Annotated in this window: 13 protein-coding genes; 6 read left to right on the forward strand and 7 right to left on the reverse strand. The window is 72.2% G+C overall.

Annotated elements, in window-relative coordinates; all coding sequences use genetic code 11:
• Positions 1-62: 62 nt before the first annotated feature.
• A complete protein-coding gene (locus ACH45N_RS06635; RefSeq protein ID WP_156968370.1) occupies positions 63-137 on the reverse strand; it encodes a 50S ribosomal protein bL37 in 75 nt (24 codons plus the stop codon).
• A 157-nt stretch (positions 138-294) separates the two neighbouring features.
• On the opposite strand from ACH45N_RS06635, the gene ACH45N_RS06640 reads away from it, so the two are divergent.
• From ACH45N_RS06640 to ACH45N_RS06650, 3 genes are read left to right on the forward strand one after another with little or no spacing between them, the layout of a single operon-like run.
• Positions 295-1161, forward strand: coding sequence for a DUF4097 family beta strand repeat-containing protein (locus tag ACH45N_RS06640; protein ID WP_397392321.1), 867 nt, complete (start codon positions 295-297; stop codon positions 1159-1161).
• Positions 1161-1850, forward strand: a complete 690-nt coding sequence (locus tag ACH45N_RS06645; RefSeq protein ID WP_397392323.1) for a PadR family transcriptional regulator — start codon at positions 1161-1163, stop codon at positions 1848-1850. The genes ACH45N_RS06640 and ACH45N_RS06645 overlap by 1 nt, the downstream gene beginning before the upstream one ends.
• 41 nt (positions 1851-1891) lie before the next feature.
• A complete protein-coding gene (locus ACH45N_RS06650; protein ID WP_397392325.1) occupies positions 1892-2689 on the forward strand; it encodes a hypothetical protein in 798 nt (265 codons plus the stop codon).
• 65 nt (positions 2690-2754) lie between these two features.
• Here ACH45N_RS06650 and ACH45N_RS06655 read toward each other — a convergent pair whose 3' ends face one another.
• Positions 2755-3348, reverse strand: a complete 594-nt coding sequence (locus ACH45N_RS06655) for a GDSL-type esterase/lipase family protein (protein WP_084800748.1) — start codon at positions 3346-3348, stop codon at positions 2755-2757.
• Positions 3349-3490: 142 nt separating this feature from the next.
• Entirely contained in the window at positions 3491-4435 is a 945-nt protein-coding gene (locus tag ACH45N_RS06660; protein ID WP_397392327.1) for an aldose 1-epimerase family protein, read from the reverse strand.
• Positions 4436-4600: 165 nt separating this feature from the next.
• Here ACH45N_RS06660 and ACH45N_RS06665 point away from each other — a divergent pair, with 165 nt between their 5' ends.
• Positions 4601-5596 (forward strand): aldo/keto reductase, encoded by a 996-nt coding sequence (locus ACH45N_RS06665; protein ID WP_397392329.1) that lies wholly within the window; start codon positions 4601-4603, stop codon positions 5594-5596.
• 19 nt (positions 5597-5615) lie between these two features.
• Here the strand turns inward: ACH45N_RS06665 and ACH45N_RS06670 are convergent, their stop codons facing one another.
• From ACH45N_RS06670 to ACH45N_RS06685, 4 genes are all read right to left on the reverse strand, one after another.
• The gene (locus ACH45N_RS06670; protein ID WP_397392331.1) at positions 5616-6329 is read right to left on the reverse strand and encodes a VOC family protein; all 714 of its coding nucleotides are present in this window, start codon (positions 6327-6329) and stop codon (positions 5616-5618) included.
• A 103-nt stretch (positions 6330-6432) separates the two neighbouring features.
• Positions 6433-10257 (reverse strand): multifunctional oxoglutarate decarboxylase/oxoglutarate dehydrogenase thiamine pyrophosphate-binding subunit/dihydrolipoyllysine-residue succinyltransferase subunit, encoded by a 3825-nt coding sequence (locus ACH45N_RS06675; protein ID WP_397392333.1) that lies wholly within the window; start codon positions 10255-10257, stop codon positions 6433-6435.
• A 378-nt stretch (positions 10258-10635) separates the two neighbouring features.
• Entirely contained in the window at positions 10636-11871 is a 1236-nt protein-coding gene (locus ACH45N_RS06680) for a sensor histidine kinase (RefSeq protein WP_397392335.1), read from the reverse strand.
• Positions 11872-11887: 16 nt separating this feature from the next.
• Positions 11888-12661, reverse strand: a complete 774-nt coding sequence (locus tag ACH45N_RS06685) for a response regulator transcription factor (RefSeq protein WP_397392337.1) — start codon at positions 12659-12661, stop codon at positions 11888-11890.
• 173 nt (positions 12662-12834) lie between these two features.
• On the opposite strand from ACH45N_RS06685, the gene ACH45N_RS06690 reads away from it, so the two are divergent.
• The gene (locus ACH45N_RS06690) at positions 12835-14316 is read left to right on the forward strand and encodes a hemolysin family protein (protein WP_397392339.1); all 1482 of its coding nucleotides are present in this window, start codon (positions 12835-12837) and stop codon (positions 14314-14316) included.
• Positions 14313-15359 (forward strand): hemolysin family protein, encoded by a 1047-nt coding sequence (locus ACH45N_RS06695; protein WP_397392341.1) that lies wholly within the window; start codon positions 14313-14315, stop codon positions 15357-15359. The genes ACH45N_RS06690 and ACH45N_RS06695 overlap by 4 nt, the downstream gene beginning before the upstream one ends.
• The last annotated feature ends 118 nt before the right edge of the window (positions 15360-15477 follow it).

Consider the following 15477-nt stretch of genomic DNA (forward strand, 5'->3'; position numbering starts at 1 on the left):
CATGACGAAGGGCCGGACCCCCGCGGGGGTGCCGGCCCTTTCGTTTGCTCAGGCTGTTCGCCTCAGGCGTTGGGACGCTTGCCGTGGTTGGCGGCCGAGCCCTTGCGGCTACGGCGCTTGCGACCGCGCTTGCTCATGGGTGTCTCCTGACAGGTGACGGACTGAATGGCTCAATGGTCCCACAGATCCGGGGGTTGTCAGGCCGCAGGGGGTTGTCAGGTCGAGTAACGCGATATATCGTGTCTCGCATCAACGCGATATATCGCGTTCCGGACCTGACCATCGGAGGCACTCATGAGCACGGACAGCTGGACCGTCACCGGCCCGCAGACCATCGAGCTGCGCGACGTGACCACCGTGGACGCCCACGTCGTCGACGGCCGCCTGGACGTCGTCGCCCACGACGAGCCCGTCGTCCGCGTCGAGGTGCACTCCGTCGAGGGCCGGTCCCTGGAGGTCCGCCTCGAGGACGGCCGCCTGGTCATCGAGCACGAGAGCGGCCTGGGCGGCTGGGGCTCCTTCATGAAGCGGTTCGCCGACTTCGGCGGCAAGGCGCGCGCCGACATCCACGTCGCGGTGCCCGCCGACACCGCGGTGCGCCTGGGCACTATCCGCGGCGAGTGCCTTCTGGCGGGCACGACGGCGGGGGCGTCCGCGTCCACCGTCTCGGGCTCCCTGCTGGTCTCGCGCACGGCGGGCGACCTCAAGCTCAACACCGTCTCCGGCGAGGTGACGGTCCGCGACCACGTGGGCGACATCACGAGCAATACCGTGTCCGCCGACGTCGTGGTGAGCGGGTCCGCCGAGAACGTCGTGTCGTCGTCGGTCTCCGGGGACGTGACGATCGACCTGGCGACGCAGCCGCGGTCGGTCAAGGTCAACTCGGTCTCCGGGAACCTGCTGCTGCGCGTGCCGGACGAGGGCGCGGTGGCCGTCTCGGCGCAGAGCGTCAGCGGCCGCGTGACGGTGGGCGGCGCCCAGTTCTCTGGCGGCGGCGGTGCCACGTTCTCCGGCGTCGGCCGCACCGAGGCCGGGCCGGCCGGCCCGGGGACCACCCGCCTGCGGGCGACCAGCGTCTCCGGCGAGGTCACCGTCGTCGGTGGTCCGCAGGACGCCCCCGTCGACGCCACCCCCGCGGACCACTCGCCCGTGGAGCTGTGATGCCACCGGTCTTCGCCCACGGCGAGCTGCGCCTCTATCTCCTGGTGCTGCTCATGGACGGGCCCCGGCACGGGTACGAGCTCATCACCGAGCTCACCCGGCGCTTCGGGGGCACGTACCGCCCCAGCGCGGGGACCATCTACCCGCGGCTGGCCCGGCTCGAGGAGGAAGGGCTGGTGCGCCGTTCCGCGCCCGGGCCCTCCGGCACCCCAGGGCTCTCCGGCGCCGGACGCAAGGGCACGTACGAGCTCACGCCCGCCGGCCAGGCCGAGCTCGACGCCCGCCTCGACGACGTCAGGCGCCTGGAGCGCAGCGTCGCCGAGACGGTACGCAGCCTCGCGGACGACGTGCGGGCCGACATCCGCGACACGATGCGCGGCCTGCGGGCCGAGCTCGCCGCCGCGGCACAGGAGGTACGCACCCGCCCGCGACCGGGCCCGGGCAGCACGCCGGACCCCCGCCGCACGCAGTCCAACTCGCTGCGGCACGACGCCGAGGCGGTGCTCCAGCGATTCCGCAACGACGTGCTGGCCGACCTGCGGGAGGCCGACGTCACCGGTACGGTGTCGGCGCTGACCGTGGAGACGCTGCGCACCGTCCTCGACTCGGCGCGGTCCGCGATCCGTGGGACCCTGCCGAACAGTGCGAGCGGCTCACCACCCGGCGCACACCGCACGAGCCCGCAGTGACCAGATCAGTGACCCCCCATCCCCATGAACGGAGCACAGCGATGACCACCGAGTCCTGGAGCGTGGCCGCACCGCAGACCATCGAGGTCGGCGGCGCCACGACCCTGACCGTCCGACTGACGAACGGCCGCGCTGAGATCGTGGCCGACCCGAACCGCACGTCCGGTGCCGTCGTGGAGGTCCTCGAGGTCTCGACGCGGCCGCTGCAGGTCCTCGCCGAGCACGGCAACCTTCGGGTCGCGTACGACTTCCCGGGTCTTGAGGGCTTCGTGGACCGGTTCCGCGGCCTCAAGGACCAGGACAGCGCCGTCGTGCGGATCACCGTGCCGGCCACGTCCGTGGTCGACGTCGCGACCGTGGGCGCCGAGGTGGTGGTGACCGGCGCGCAGGCCGGTGTGAACGTCAAGACCGCGGGCGGCGCCATCACGGTCACCGGGACCACCGGTTCCGTGACCACCAAGTCGGGCACCGGAGCCGTCAGCATCGCCGAGCACTCGGGTGACGCGTCGGCCACGACCGTGTCCGGCGCCGTGTCGCTCGCGGGCGCCCTGGGCCGGGTCTCCGTGCAGACCGTGTCCGGTGCGGTCGACGTCACCGCCGTCGGCACGACGCCGCTGGTCAACGCCAAGACGGTTTCCGGTGCGGCGGCCGTCCAGCTCGACGCCGGCGCACCGGTCAACCTCCGCGCGCGCAGCGTCACGGGCAAGGTCGTGATCGACGGGGCGCAGGCGACGTCGAGCGCGCAGCGCACCGTCGTCGTCGATCACGCGGAGCCGGGTGCCGCGGCCTACATCTCGACCAACACGGTCTCGGGAACGGCCACGATCACCCGCGGCTGAACACCCCCGAACGTGTCAGACGCTCAGGTCGCCATGGTGACCTGAGCGTCTGACACGTTTACTCGCTACGCGACCTCGTCCTGGGGCAGACCCAGCCAGCTGTGCCAGCCCGTGTGCAGCACCAGCCACGCCATGAGGCCGTACCCGGCCTGGCCGGGGTAGGTGCCGCCGCCCTGCGCGAGGTCGGCCAGCCACTGCTCGTGCTGCGCCAGCGGCGTGTACGTGTCGACGTACGGGACCCGGCGCCGGCTGGCGACGTCGGCGAACGCGTCGGAGAGCTCCGCGATCCGGTCGCCCTCTGCGGGCGCGCCGGGCGGCGGCCCGACGACGAACGCCGCCGTGCGGTTCGCGTCCGCGACGTCGAGGATGTTCGCCAGGTTCAGGCGCGAGCGCGCGACCGTGAGCCCCGCGGCGACGTCATGCCGCCCCAGGGCCACGACCAGGCGGTTCTCGACCTCGGAGTCCGGGCCGAACCGCGCGGCGGTCTCGGCCTCCCAGCGGGCGCCGAGCTGCGTGCTGTTCTCGCCGGGGACGGCGAGCGTGAAGAGCATGGCGGGCCGGGCGAAGTGGGTACGCGCGACGACACGGCCGGTCCAGCCGAGCGCACGGGCGTCTCCGACACCCGTGGCCAGCTCGTCACCGACGACGCAGATGCGCACCTCGCGATCCTGCAACGGACTCTCCTTGCCTGTTCCCGGCAGCCTGGCGGACGGCCGGTTCCCCATTGTGGTGCACGGAGCGCGGCCGATCGGTGACAACGCGCCGACGGCCGCGCGCCGCGTCGCGACAACGCGGAGATCGTCAGAGCAGGGTCATCCCCCAGCGGACGCCGTGGTGCGCGCCCGGGGCGAGGTGCACGAGCCGCTCGCCGGTGCGGAAGGCGTCCGCGACGCAGCTCATCGGCTCGGCGGCGAGGCCCATCCGCCGGCGGTCCGGCTCGATGTGGTCGCCCGTGCAGACCTGCCAGACGTCCTGCGACTCGTCCATCCAGACCGCCGCGGTCTTCCCGTCGGGACCGGTCAGGTGGGCCCAGGACAGGCCGGCCTCGTCCCGGATGACGTCGACGTAGGCGTCGTCCAGGTCGACGCCGGCGGCGCTGCGCGCCTCCCGCAGGTCGAACATGCCCGACGCCGGCTCGGTGCCGGTCGGCAACAGGCGCTCGTCGGTCGTCACGCGGGTCGCGGCGTCGAGCCGCAGCGTGCACTCGTCCAGGTCGGCGCCACCCGTGGACAGCCACGGGTGGAACCCGCAGCCGTACGGCGCGGTGTCGGCGCCCACGTTGGTGACGTCGAGGGTGATCTCGAGGCCGGCGTCGGACAGGGAGTAGCGCATCTGCGCCACGAGCTGGAACGGGTAGCCCGGTCGTGCCACGAGCTCGAGCTCGAGCGTGACGGCGGAGCCGGTGTGCTCCACCACGGACCAGCGGTCGAACGCCGCCAGCCCGTGCAGCGCGGTGTTGCGCGCCGGCTCGGTCACCGGGAGCTGGTGGCGCACGCCGCCGTACTCGTAGGCGCCGTCCCGCAGGCGGTTGGGCCACGGGATGAGGACCGCGCAGTTGAACACGGGGTTGATCTCGTCGGCGCCGAACGGCACCACGACATCACGGCCGTCCACCGAGTACTCTCGCAGCGCCGCACCCACCTGGGTGACGGTGGCGCGATGGCCCGCGTGGCTGATGCGGAACTGGTCCCCGGAAGGATGGGGCCTTGCGGCAGCAACCGGAGGAATTTCTGTCGTCACACTCACACCGTAACCGTAGGGCAATTTTCGCCTGCGCCACGTAGCGTGAGACAGCAGACTAGAGAGCAGGCTAGACGGTCGGGTCCCACACAGCACGCGGGGCCCCTGACGAACTGGGCCCGACGACGGGCCCGCGCGGGCAGCTCTGCCCGCCCAGCAGTAGGAGGAACCATGGAACAGCAGGTACTCGGACGGACTGGTCGGCTCGTATCGGCCGTGGGCCTGGGCACCTGGCAGCTCGGCGCTGACTGGGGAGAGGTCAGCGAGAGCGACGCCCACGCCGTTCTCGAGGCCTCGCTCGAGGCCGGGGTGACCTTCTTCGACACGGCGGACACCTACGGCGACGGCCGCAGCGAGCAGGTGATCGGCGCGTTCCTCAAGGAGCACCCCGAGGCCGGGATCACCGTGGCCACGAAGATGGGCCGGCGCATGGACCAGGTGCCGGAGAACTACGTGCTGGAGCACTTCCGCGAGTGGACCGACCGCTCCCGGCAGAACCTCGGTGTCGACCGCCTGGACCTGGTGCAGCTGCACTGCCCGCCCACGGCCGTCTACTCGACGGATGCCGTGTACGACGCGCTCGACGAGCTCGTGTCCGACGGCGTGATCGCGGCGTACGGCGTGAGCGTCGAGAAGACCACGGAGGCCCTGGAGGCCATCGCGCGGCCGAACGTCGCCACCGTACAGATCATCCTCAACGCGTTCCGGCTCAAGCCGCTCGACGAGGTGCTGCCCGCCGCGTCCGCCGCGGGCGTCGGCATCGTCGCGCGCGTGCCGCTCGCCTCCGGGCTGCTCTCCGGCAAGTACACCAAGGACACGGTGTTCGCGGAGAACGACCACCGCAGCTTCAACCGGGACGGCGCCGCCTTCGACGTCGGCGAGACGTTCTCGGGCGTGCCCTACGAGGTGGGCCTGGAGGCGGCGGCCCGGTTCACCGAGCTGTCCCGGGAGATCCTGGGCGACAGCCTCACGCCGGCCCAGGCCGCCATCGCCTGGGTGTGGCAGCAGCCGGGCGTCTCGTCCGTCATCCCGGGCGCGCGCAACGTGGAGCAGGCCCGGGCCAACGCGGCCGCGGGCGACGCCGCGACGCTGGGCCCGCTGTTCATGTCGGGCGTGCGGGAGATCTACGACGAGCTGATCAAGGAGCACGTCCACGACCGGTGGTGACGCTCTCGCCCGGGCCGGGTCAGTCCTGGTCCGGGCGGAACACGCAGAACTCGTTGCCCTCCGGGTCGGCCAGCACGTCCCAGAAGACGTGCGGGTCAGGTGAGTCGTCGCGGCCGGTGAGCAGAGTCGCCCCGGCCGCGAGGAAGCGCTCCGTCTCGCCCCAGACGTCCCAGTGGATCCGGTTCTTGACCGTCTTGGGCTCGGGCACCGGGATGAAGAGCATGAGCCAGGGCAGTCCGGCAGCCGGTTCCAGCCGGTACCACGACGGCCGGTCGGCGTACCGCTGCGGCTCCAGCCCGAGCCGCTCGCCCCACCAGGCGCTCGCCGCCGCGGCGTCCGCGCAGTCCACGACCAGCGCGTAGAGACGGTAGGGGCCGACGTCCGAGGCCCGGTCCGGGAACGCGCAGAGCTCCCCGCCTTCGGGATCGCGCAGCACGGTCCAGCCGTCCCCCTCGGCGTCCGCGTACTCCTCCGCCGGCGTGGCGCCCAGCCGCGCCAGCTCCTCGACCGTGGCGTGCAGGTCCAGGTGCACCCGCTGCTTCACGGTGCGGGGCTCGGGCACCTGGTTGATCCAGACCCGGTGCTCCGGCACGTCGCCGGTCAGCACGAAGTCCGCCGCCGAGGAGTCACCGGCCGGGGCGGACCGTAGGCCGAGCGCGGCCGACCAGAAGGCGGCGAGCACGGGCCCGTCGGTGGCGTCGATCACCAGGTCCTTGAAGGCTGCGTCCGGCATCACGCCAGCGTACGGGCCGTGGGCGGCGTCGGCCCGGGAAATACGGGAGCGGCGGGCGCCCCCGGTGGGGACGCCCGCCTCTCCCGCTGCGGTCAGCCGCGCGTCAGCCGCGGGCGAAGGCCTGCTCCAGCAGGGTCTTCTGCTGGGCCTGGTGCAGCTTCGCCGTACCGGCGGCCGTCGAGGCCGACGCCGGGCGCGAGACCACCTTGACGTACGGCACGTCCAGCGGGAGCGCCAGGTGGATGAAGCCCCACGCGCCCTGGTTCTGCGGCTCGTCCTGGACCCAGACCACCTCGGCGTCGCCGTACTTGGCGAGCTCCGCGCGGATCTGCGCCTCCGGGAACGGGTAGAGCTGCTCCAGGCGGACGATGGCCACGCCCTCGTCGCCGCGCTTGGTGCGCTCGGCGAGCAGGTCGTAGTACACGCGGCCGGTGCACAGGAGCACGCGGTCGACCTTGGCGGTGTCCGCCGTCGCGTCCGGGATGACCTCCCGGAACGTGCCCGAGGTGAAGTCCTCCACCGCGGACGCCGCCGCCTTGAGGCGCAGCAGCTGCTTGGGCGTGAACACCACCAGCGGACGGCGCGGGCGGGCGTAGGCCTGGCGGCGCAGCAGGTGGAAGTACGACGCCGGCGTGGACGGCTGCGCGATGGTGATGTTGTCCTCGGCGCCGAGCTGCAGGAACCGCTCGATGCGGGCCGACGAGTGGTCGGGCCCCTGGCCCTCGTACCCGTGCGGCAGCAGCATGACCACCGACGACGACTGGCCCCACTTCTGCTCGGCGGACGAGATGAACTCGTCGATCACCGTCTGGGCGCCGTTGACGAAGTCGCCGAACTGCGCCTCCCAGAGCACCAGGGCGTCCGGGCGCTCGACCGAATAGCCGTACTCGAAACCGAGAGCCGCGTACTCCGACAGCGAGGAGTCGTAGACCCAGAACTTGGCCTGGTCGCCCGACAGGTACAGCAGCGGGGTCCACTCGGCACCGGTCTCGCGGTCGTGGAGCACCGCGTGCCGCTGCACGAACGTGCCGCGCCGCGAGTCCTGGCCGGCGAGGCGCACCGGGGTGCCCTCCGCGAGCAGCGTGCCGAAGGCCGCGAGCTCGCCGAAGCCCCAGTCGATGCCGCCTTCCTTCGCCATGAGCTGGCGCTTCTCCAGCAGCTGGGCCAGCTTCGGGTGGACCGTGAAGCCCTCCGGCGGCGTGGTGTGCACGTCGCCGACCCGCTGCAGCGCGTCGTGCGAGACCGCCGTCTGCCAGCCGACCATCGTGCCGGCGTCCTCGCGCTGCGACTCCGGGCGCTCCAGGCCCGCGAGGTGCTCCGTCTCCGGGGCGGGCGTGAAGCCGGACTTGGTCTCGGTGAAGACCCGCTCGAGCTGCGACTGGTAGTCCTGCAGCGCGTGCTCGGCCTCCTCGACGGTGATGTCACCGCGCGCGACCAGGTTCTCGGTGTACAGCTTGCGCACCGAGCGCTTGGTCTCGATGAGGTTGTACATGAGCGGCTGCGTCATCGACGGGTCGTCGCCCTCGTTGTGCCCGCGGCGGCGGTAGCAGATGAGGTCGATGATGACGTCCTGGCCGAACTGCTCGCGGAAGGCGAAGGCGAGCTCCGCCGTGCGGACGACGGCCTCGGGGTCGTCACCGTTCACGTGCATGACGGGGACCTGGTAGCCCTTGGCGACGTCGGTCGCGTAGGTGGTCGACCGCGACGCCGTCGGGCCGGTGGTGAAGCCCACCTGGTTGTTCACGACCACGTGGATGGTGCCGCCGGTGCGGTACCCGCGCAGCTGCGACAGGTTCAGCACCTCGGGGACCACGCCCTGACCGGCGAAGGCCGCGTCGCCGTGCACGAGGATCGGCAGGACGGAGAAGCCGTCGCCGCCGAGGTCGATGCGGTCCTGCTTGGCGCGGACGATGCCCTCGAGCACCGGGTCCACGGCCTCCAGGTGCGACGGGTTGGCCGCGAGGTAGACGCGCGTGGTGGCGCCCGACTCGGAGGTGAACGTGCCCTCGGTGCCGAGGTGGTACTTCACGTCACCGGAGCCCTGGACGCTCTTGGGGTCGAGCTGGCCCTCGAACTCCTTGAAGATCTGGCCGTAGCTCTTGCCCGCGATGTTCGCCAGCACGTTGAGGCGGCCACGGTGAGCCATGCCGATGCCGACCTCGTCGAGGCCGCCCTCGGCGGCGCGCGAGAGGATCGCGTCGAGCAGCGGGATCAGGGACTCGCCGCCCTCCAGCGAGAAGCGCTTCTGCCCCACGAACTTGGTCTGCAGGAACGTTTCGAAGGCCTCGGCGGAGTTCAGGCGGCGCAGGATGCGCAGCTGGTCCTCGCGCGGCGTCTTGGCGTAGCCGGCCTCCAGGCGCTCCTGGAGCCACTTGCGCTGCACCGGGTCGGCGATGTGCATGTACTCGATGCCGATGGTGCGGCAGTACGAGTCGCGCAGCAGGCCGAGGATGTCGCGCAGGGTCGCCTTCGGCTTGGGGCCGAAGCCCGCCGTCGGGAACGTGCGGTCCAGGTCCCACAGCGTCAGGCCGTGGGTCTGGATGTCCAGGTCCGGGTGCTTGCGCTGGCGGTAGGCCAGCGGGTCGGTGTCGGCCATGAGGTGGCCGCGCGAGCGGTACGCCTGCACGACCTCGGCGATCTTGGCCGGCTTGGCGGCCTCGACGTCGGCGTCGACCGTGTTGTCGCGCACCCAGCGGACGGGCTCGTACGGGACGCGCAGCGCCGCGAACACGCGGTCGTAGAAGCCGTCCAGGCCGAGCAGCTTGTTCGAGATGATCTTCAGGAACTCGCCGGACTGGGCGCCCTGGATGATGCGGTGGTCGTAGGTCGACGTGACCGTCATGACCTTCGAGATGCCCATCCGGGCGAGCTGCTCCTCGGACGCGCCGGCGAACTCCGCCGGGTAGTCCATGGCGCCGACGCCGATGATGGTGCCCTGACCCTGCATGAGCCGCGGCACCGAGTGCACGGTGCCGATGCCGCCCGGGTTGGTCAGCGAGATCGTGGTGCCCTGGAAGTCGGGCACACCGAGCTTGTTGTTGCGGGCCTTGCGGACCAGCTCCTCGTAGGCCGCCCAGAACTCGGCGAAGTCGAGCTCCTCGGCCTTCTTGATGCTGGGCACCAGGAGCTGGCGCGAGCCGTCCGGCTTGGCCAGGTCGATCGCGAGGCCGAAGCCCACGTGCGCCGGCTGGTTCACGCCCGGCTTGCCGTCGACCTGCTCGTAGTGCGCGTTCATGACGGGCATGTCGGCCAGCGCCTCGACCAGCGCGAAGCCGATGAGGTGCGTGAACGAGATCTTGCCGCCGCGTCCGCGCTTGAGGTGGTTGTTGATGACGATGCGGTTGTCGACCATCAGCTTGGCGGGCACGGCGCGCACCGAGGTGGCGGTGGGGACCTCCAGCGAGGCCTCCATGTTCGTGACCACGCGCGCGGCGGGGCCGCGCAGCTTCTGGATGTCGTCGACGGCGTCCGGGTGCGCCACGGGGCGCTCGAACGTGTCCGCGTAGTGCGTGGTGGGCGGCGTGGCGATCGGGCTGGCCGGATTGACCTTCGGGTCGGCCGGCAGGGCCTTCTCACGCACCGGCTGCTCGGCCTCGGCGGCGGCGGTTCCGCCGGTCACCGGTCCGGCGTTCTGCGCGGGCGCCTCGGGCGCGGGCGTCGCGGCGGGAGCCGCAGCCGGGGCGGACGCCGCGGGGGCGGCCGTAGGCGCCGCGGTCGGTGCCGGCGAGGCCGGGGCGGGCGCCGTGGCGCCGTCCTTGGTGGAGCCGTTCTCGCCCGGCGTGTAGTCGGCGAAGAAGTCCCACCACGCGGGGTCCACCGCGTTCTTGTCCTTCAGGTACTGCTGGTAGAGCTCGTCCACAAGCCATTCGTTGGCTCCGAATGACGAGCTCGCCACGCTGATCGACTCTGAACCAGCCTTAGGGGACACGCGCGGATCGCCCACCTTCACCACAGTTGCGTTCGTCGCGCGCCGCACAGGGGTCACAGCGCGCACAGCCCGAATGGTTTTCGGACCCTCCAAGGGTAGGCCCTTCGCGCTCCGCGGGGGGCGTGATCCCGCGGGTGTTGCGGGCGGGTCCGGTGCCAAAGAAGTAGGTTCGTCATGTTTCTCGCACCCAGAGCAAAACCAGGGCAACATTCGGCCTCGAAGTCGCCAACGTGGTGTTACGGGGTTTCGCCCGGCACGGACAATCTTTGGCGTCTGTGACAGAAATCACGGGACTCCGTCTCACGTTCCGGCCCCGCGCAGCCCTAGGCTGCTGGGTTTCTCACCGGACGCCGGACACCGGACGCCGCCCCCCGGCCCTCAGACCGTGTGGGTCGTCGTGACGCCCGGTGCCGGGTGAGCCCGCGCGGGGAGGGTGACGCGCATCGTGGCGCCCCGGTCGGAGTCCACCACCTCGACGTGCCCGCCGTGCAGCTCGACCGCCCAGCGGACGATCGCGAGGCCGATCCCGGTGCCGCCGCTCGACCCGACGGTGCCCGACGCGACCGTGCCGCCGACGCCGGTCATCGTGTCGACCATGGACTCGTCGACGGTGCCGGCCCGGTTCTTGTCGCCCCGGTTCCGGCCGCCGCGCCGGCTGACGCTCCGGCCGCCGTCGCCGCGCCCCGCGTCCCCGCGCTGCGCGCCGGTCGACCCGGTGCCGCGGACGAACCGCTGGAAGATCCGCTCGCGGTCGGCGGCGGCGATGCCGGGCCCCTCGTCGCTCACCTCCAGCACGATGTCCGACCCCTCCGTGCCGTCGACCGGGTACGCGTCCAGGCGGACGACGCCGCCCTGCGGCGAGTGCCGGATGGCGTTCTGCAGCAGGTTGATGACCACCTGGTGCAGCCGCTCCGCGTCGCCCTCGATGGTCAGGTCCTCCGGGGTGACGTCCACGACGTAGTGCAGGTCCTTGGCGGCGTCGACCATCTGGAGGTCCTCGGCGCAGTGCTCCAGGAAGTCGCCCACGGCGATCTCGCCGACGTTCAGGGCCGAGGCCCCCGCCTCGATCCGGGAGAGGTCCAGCAGGTAGGTGACGAGCCGCGTCAGCCGCTCGGTCTGGGCGTGGGCCTGCTCCAGCGCGGCCGGGGTGGGCTGCACCACGCCGTCGACCATGTTCTCGAGCTGCGCCTGGAGCGCGGCGACGGGCGTGCGCAGCTCGTGCGACACGTTCGCGATGAGGTCGCGGCGGGTCTGCTCCACCGAGGCGAGGTCCTCCGCCATCCGGTTGAAGGCGTGCGCGAGCTGACCCACCTCGTCGCTGCTCGTCGCGCGCACCCGGCGGGTGTAGTCGCCGTCGGCCATGGCCTGGACCGCCTCGGTGATCTCCCGCAGCGGCGACGTCATGCCGCGGGCCAGGATCTGGGTGACCAGCAGCGACAGGATGATCGCGAGGGGGAAGGTGCGGCTCGGCCCCAGGGACGCCTGGAGGCCGAGCCAGGTGATGAGCACCGCGGCCGTCACGGTGGCCGCGACGAGCACGCCGAGCTTGATCTTGAGCGAGCGCAGGGGGTCGAGCGGACGCACGTCGGGGACGCGGGGCACGTGCGGTCTCATCGGAACGACACCTGCGTCACTGGTTGGCGGGCGGCTCGAACGCGTACCCGACGCCGTGGACGGTCCGGATCAGGTCCGGGCCGAGCTTGCGCCGCAGCGCCTTGATGTGGGAGTCGACGGTGCGGGTGCCGCTGGCGTCGGCCCAGTCCCAGACCTCGGCGAGCAGCCGTTCGCGCGTGAGCACGGTCTTCGGGGAGCCGGCGAGCATGACGAGGAGCTCGAACTCCGTGGGGGTCAGGTGCACTTCCTCGCCACCGCGGTAGACGCGGCGCTGGGCGCGGTCCACCGTCACGTCGCCCATCGTCATGGGCGGGTCCGCGGGCGTGGTCGCGGCGGCCTGCGCCGCGCGGTCGACCCGCCGCAGCAGCGCCTTGATCCGGGCGACCAGCTCGCGCATGGAGAACGGCTTGGTCATGTAGTCGTCGGCGCCCACACCCAGGCCGACCAGCATGTCGGTCTCGTCGTCGCGCGCGGTGAGCATGAGGATCGGGGTGGGGTGCTCCGCCTGGATACGGCGTGTGACCTCGAGCCCGTCGATGCCCGGGAGCATCACGTCGAGCACCACGAGGTCGGGGCGCAGCCGGGAGGCGGCGTCGACGCCGGACAGGCCGTCGCGCGCGACCTCGACGCGCCAGCCCTCGGCGGACAACCGCTGGGCGATCGCGGTGGCGATCGTGGGCTCGTCCTCCACCACGAGAACGGTCGCGCTCTGCTGACCGGTCGAGGTGGCGGCCGACGCCGCGCCGGGCTGCTGCGGGGCCCCAGACGGCTGGGGAGTACCAGATGACATAGGTCAATCATGCCCGTACCTGCCTGATAAGACACTGAAGCCAGCCTGAGAGTCGGACCCCGAGGCGCTCCGCGCCCTGTTCCCGCTACGATCTATCGCACGATGATCGAGCGATATCCAGACCGAGAACCCTGGACGAATCAGGCCCCCCGCAGTGCCCTCCGGAGGGCGAGATGACCGGCGACTGGATCATGGTCGCCGTCGGCGTCCTCCTCACGGCCGGTACTGCCGTCTTCGTGGCCGGGGAGTTCTCCCTCGTCACCATCGACCCCGCCGTGATCGGCGACTCCGACGACTCGGAGGGAGACAGACCCGGCGGGTCCCGGTCTGCCTCCTCGTCCGATCCGGGCCACGGCGCCCGGGGCGGTTCCGGCGCCCAGCCCGCCTTCGGGCACGGCATGCGGGACCGCAGCGTGCGTACCGCGCTGCGCCACCTCTCGACCGAGCTGAGCTCGGCCCAGGTCGGCATCACGCTGACCACCATCCTGCTCGGCTACACGGCCCAGCCGGCGCTGAACTCCCTGATCTCCGCCGCGTTCGGCGGCACGTCCGTGCCGACCGCGGTCTCCGCCGGCCTCTCCGGCGTGCTGGCCCTCATCCTGGTGAACGCGTTCTCCATGGTCTGCGGCGAGCTGATCCCCAAGAACTTCGCGCTGTCGGCGCCGCTGGCCACCGCGCGGCTCGTGGTGCCGATCCAGCGGGTGTTCACCATCACGTTCAAGCCGCTGATCGCGGTGCTGAACGGTTCCGCCAACGCGCTGCTGCGCCGCCTCGGCGTCGAGCCCCGCGAGGAGCTGTCCGGGGCCCGTTCGGCGTCCGAGCTCGCCTCGCTGGTGCGGCGTTCCGCCGAGGAGGGCACGCTCCAGGAGTCGGTGGCGACCCTGCTGACCAACTCGATCGAGCTGGACACCCTGAGCGCGCGCGACGTCATGACCGACCGCTTGCGCATGTCGGTCGTGGAGCGGGACGCGACGGCGGAGGACGTCGTCGCGCTCGCCCGGCGCACCGGGCACTCGCGGTTCCCCGTGATCGGGGAGGACCGCGACGACATCGTCGGTCTGGTGCACCTGCGCCGCGCCGTCGGCGTGCCGCACGACCGGCGGGCCGAGGTGCCCGCGGCCGCCCTCATGGTGGACGCGCCCCGCGTCCCCGAGACGGTGCGCCTGGGACCCCTGCTCGTGGAGCTGCGCGGCTTCGGGCTGCAGATGGCCGTGGTCGTGGACGAGTACGGCGGCACGTCCGGCGTCGTGACGCTGGAGGACGTCGTCGAGGAGCTGGTGGGCGACGTCGCCGACGAGCACGACCCCCGGCGCGCCGGCGCCTCGCGCGCCGCCGACGGGTCGTGGATCGTGCCGGGCGTGCTCCGGCCGGACGAGCTCGACGAGTACACCGGCATCGAGGTCCCGGAGGGCGCCGCGTACGAGACGCTCGGCGGCCTCGTCATGGCCGAGCTGGGCCGCGTCCCCGTGGTGGGCGACGAGGTCGTGGTGGGACAGCCCGGCCCGCAGGGCCTGCACGCCCGGGTCGCCCTGCGTGTCGAGGCCATGGACGGCCGGCGCGTCGAGCGCCTGCGGGTCCGCCCGCTGCCCGACGACGCCGCGCCCGACGGCGCCGGCCTCGACCGCACCGGCTCCGGGAAGGGGGCGAACCGATGAGCACCACCACCGCACTCGTCGTCGGCCTCGTGCTGCTCGCGGGGAACGCGTTCTTCGTGGGCGCCGAGTTCGCCGTCATCTCCGCGCGCCGCAGCGCCATCGAGCCGCTCGCCGCGGCCGGCGACCGGCGCGCCGTCACCGTCCTGTGGGCCATGGAGCACGTGTCGCTCATGCTGGCCTGCGCGCAGCTCGGCGTGACCGTCTGCTCCACGGGGCTGGGCATCGTGGCGGAGCCCGCCATCGCGCACCTCCTGGAGGGGCCGCTGCACGCCGTGGGCGTGAGCGAGGACCTCACGCACCCGATCGCGCTGGTCATCGCCTTGTCGCTCGTCGTCTACCTGCACGTCGTGCTCGGCGAGATGGTGCCCAAGAACCTGGCGGTCGCCGGGCCGGACCGGGCCGTGATGTGGTTCGGTCCGCCGCTGGTGCTCCTGGGCCGGGCGCTCCGCCCCGTCATCGTCGGCCTGAACTGGATCGCGAACCACGCGGTGCGGCTCGCCGGCGTGGAGCCCAAGGACGAGGTCGCCTCGGCGTTCACCGCCGAGGAGGTGCAGTCCATCGTGGAGCACTCCCAGGCGGAGGGTGTGCTGCGCGACGAGCAGGGCCTGCTGACGGGCGCCATCGAGTTCTCCAACCGCACCGCGCGCGACGTCATGGTGCCGGTCGACGGCCTGGTGGCCGTGGACGAGACCAGCACGCCGGACGACGTCGAGCGGCTCGTCTCGAAGCACGGCTTCAGCCGGTTCCCCGTCGTGACGCGGCGGGAGGACGGCGACGAGCTCGTCGGCTACCTGCACCTCAAGGACGTCCTGTACGCCACCGGGCCGGCCCGGTTCGAGCCGGTCGCCGTCTGGCGCGTGCGCGCCCTGGCCGCCGTCGCGCCCGACGACGAGGTCGAGGACGCGCTGCGCGTGATGCAGCGCTCGGGCTCGCACCTGGCGCGGGTCGAGGGTCCGGACGGCGAGGTGCTCGGCGTGGTGTTCCTCGAGGACATCCTCGAGGAGCTGGTGGGCGAGGTGCGCGACGCGATGCAACGTCGCTGACGGCGGCGCGGCGCGGCCGTCCACAGGCCGTCCACAGGTCGGGCTTGGCAGCCGGGCCGACCCAGGTTAATGTCACGTGCACATCACGGAACGCGAGGGGGCCGCGGACCCATGACGA

Origin of the sequence: Promicromonospora sp. NPDC019610 (genome assembly GCF_044389365.1) — a bacterium.
Taxonomy (GTDB): domain Bacteria; phylum Actinomycetota; class Actinomycetes; order Actinomycetales; family Cellulomonadaceae; genus Promicromonospora.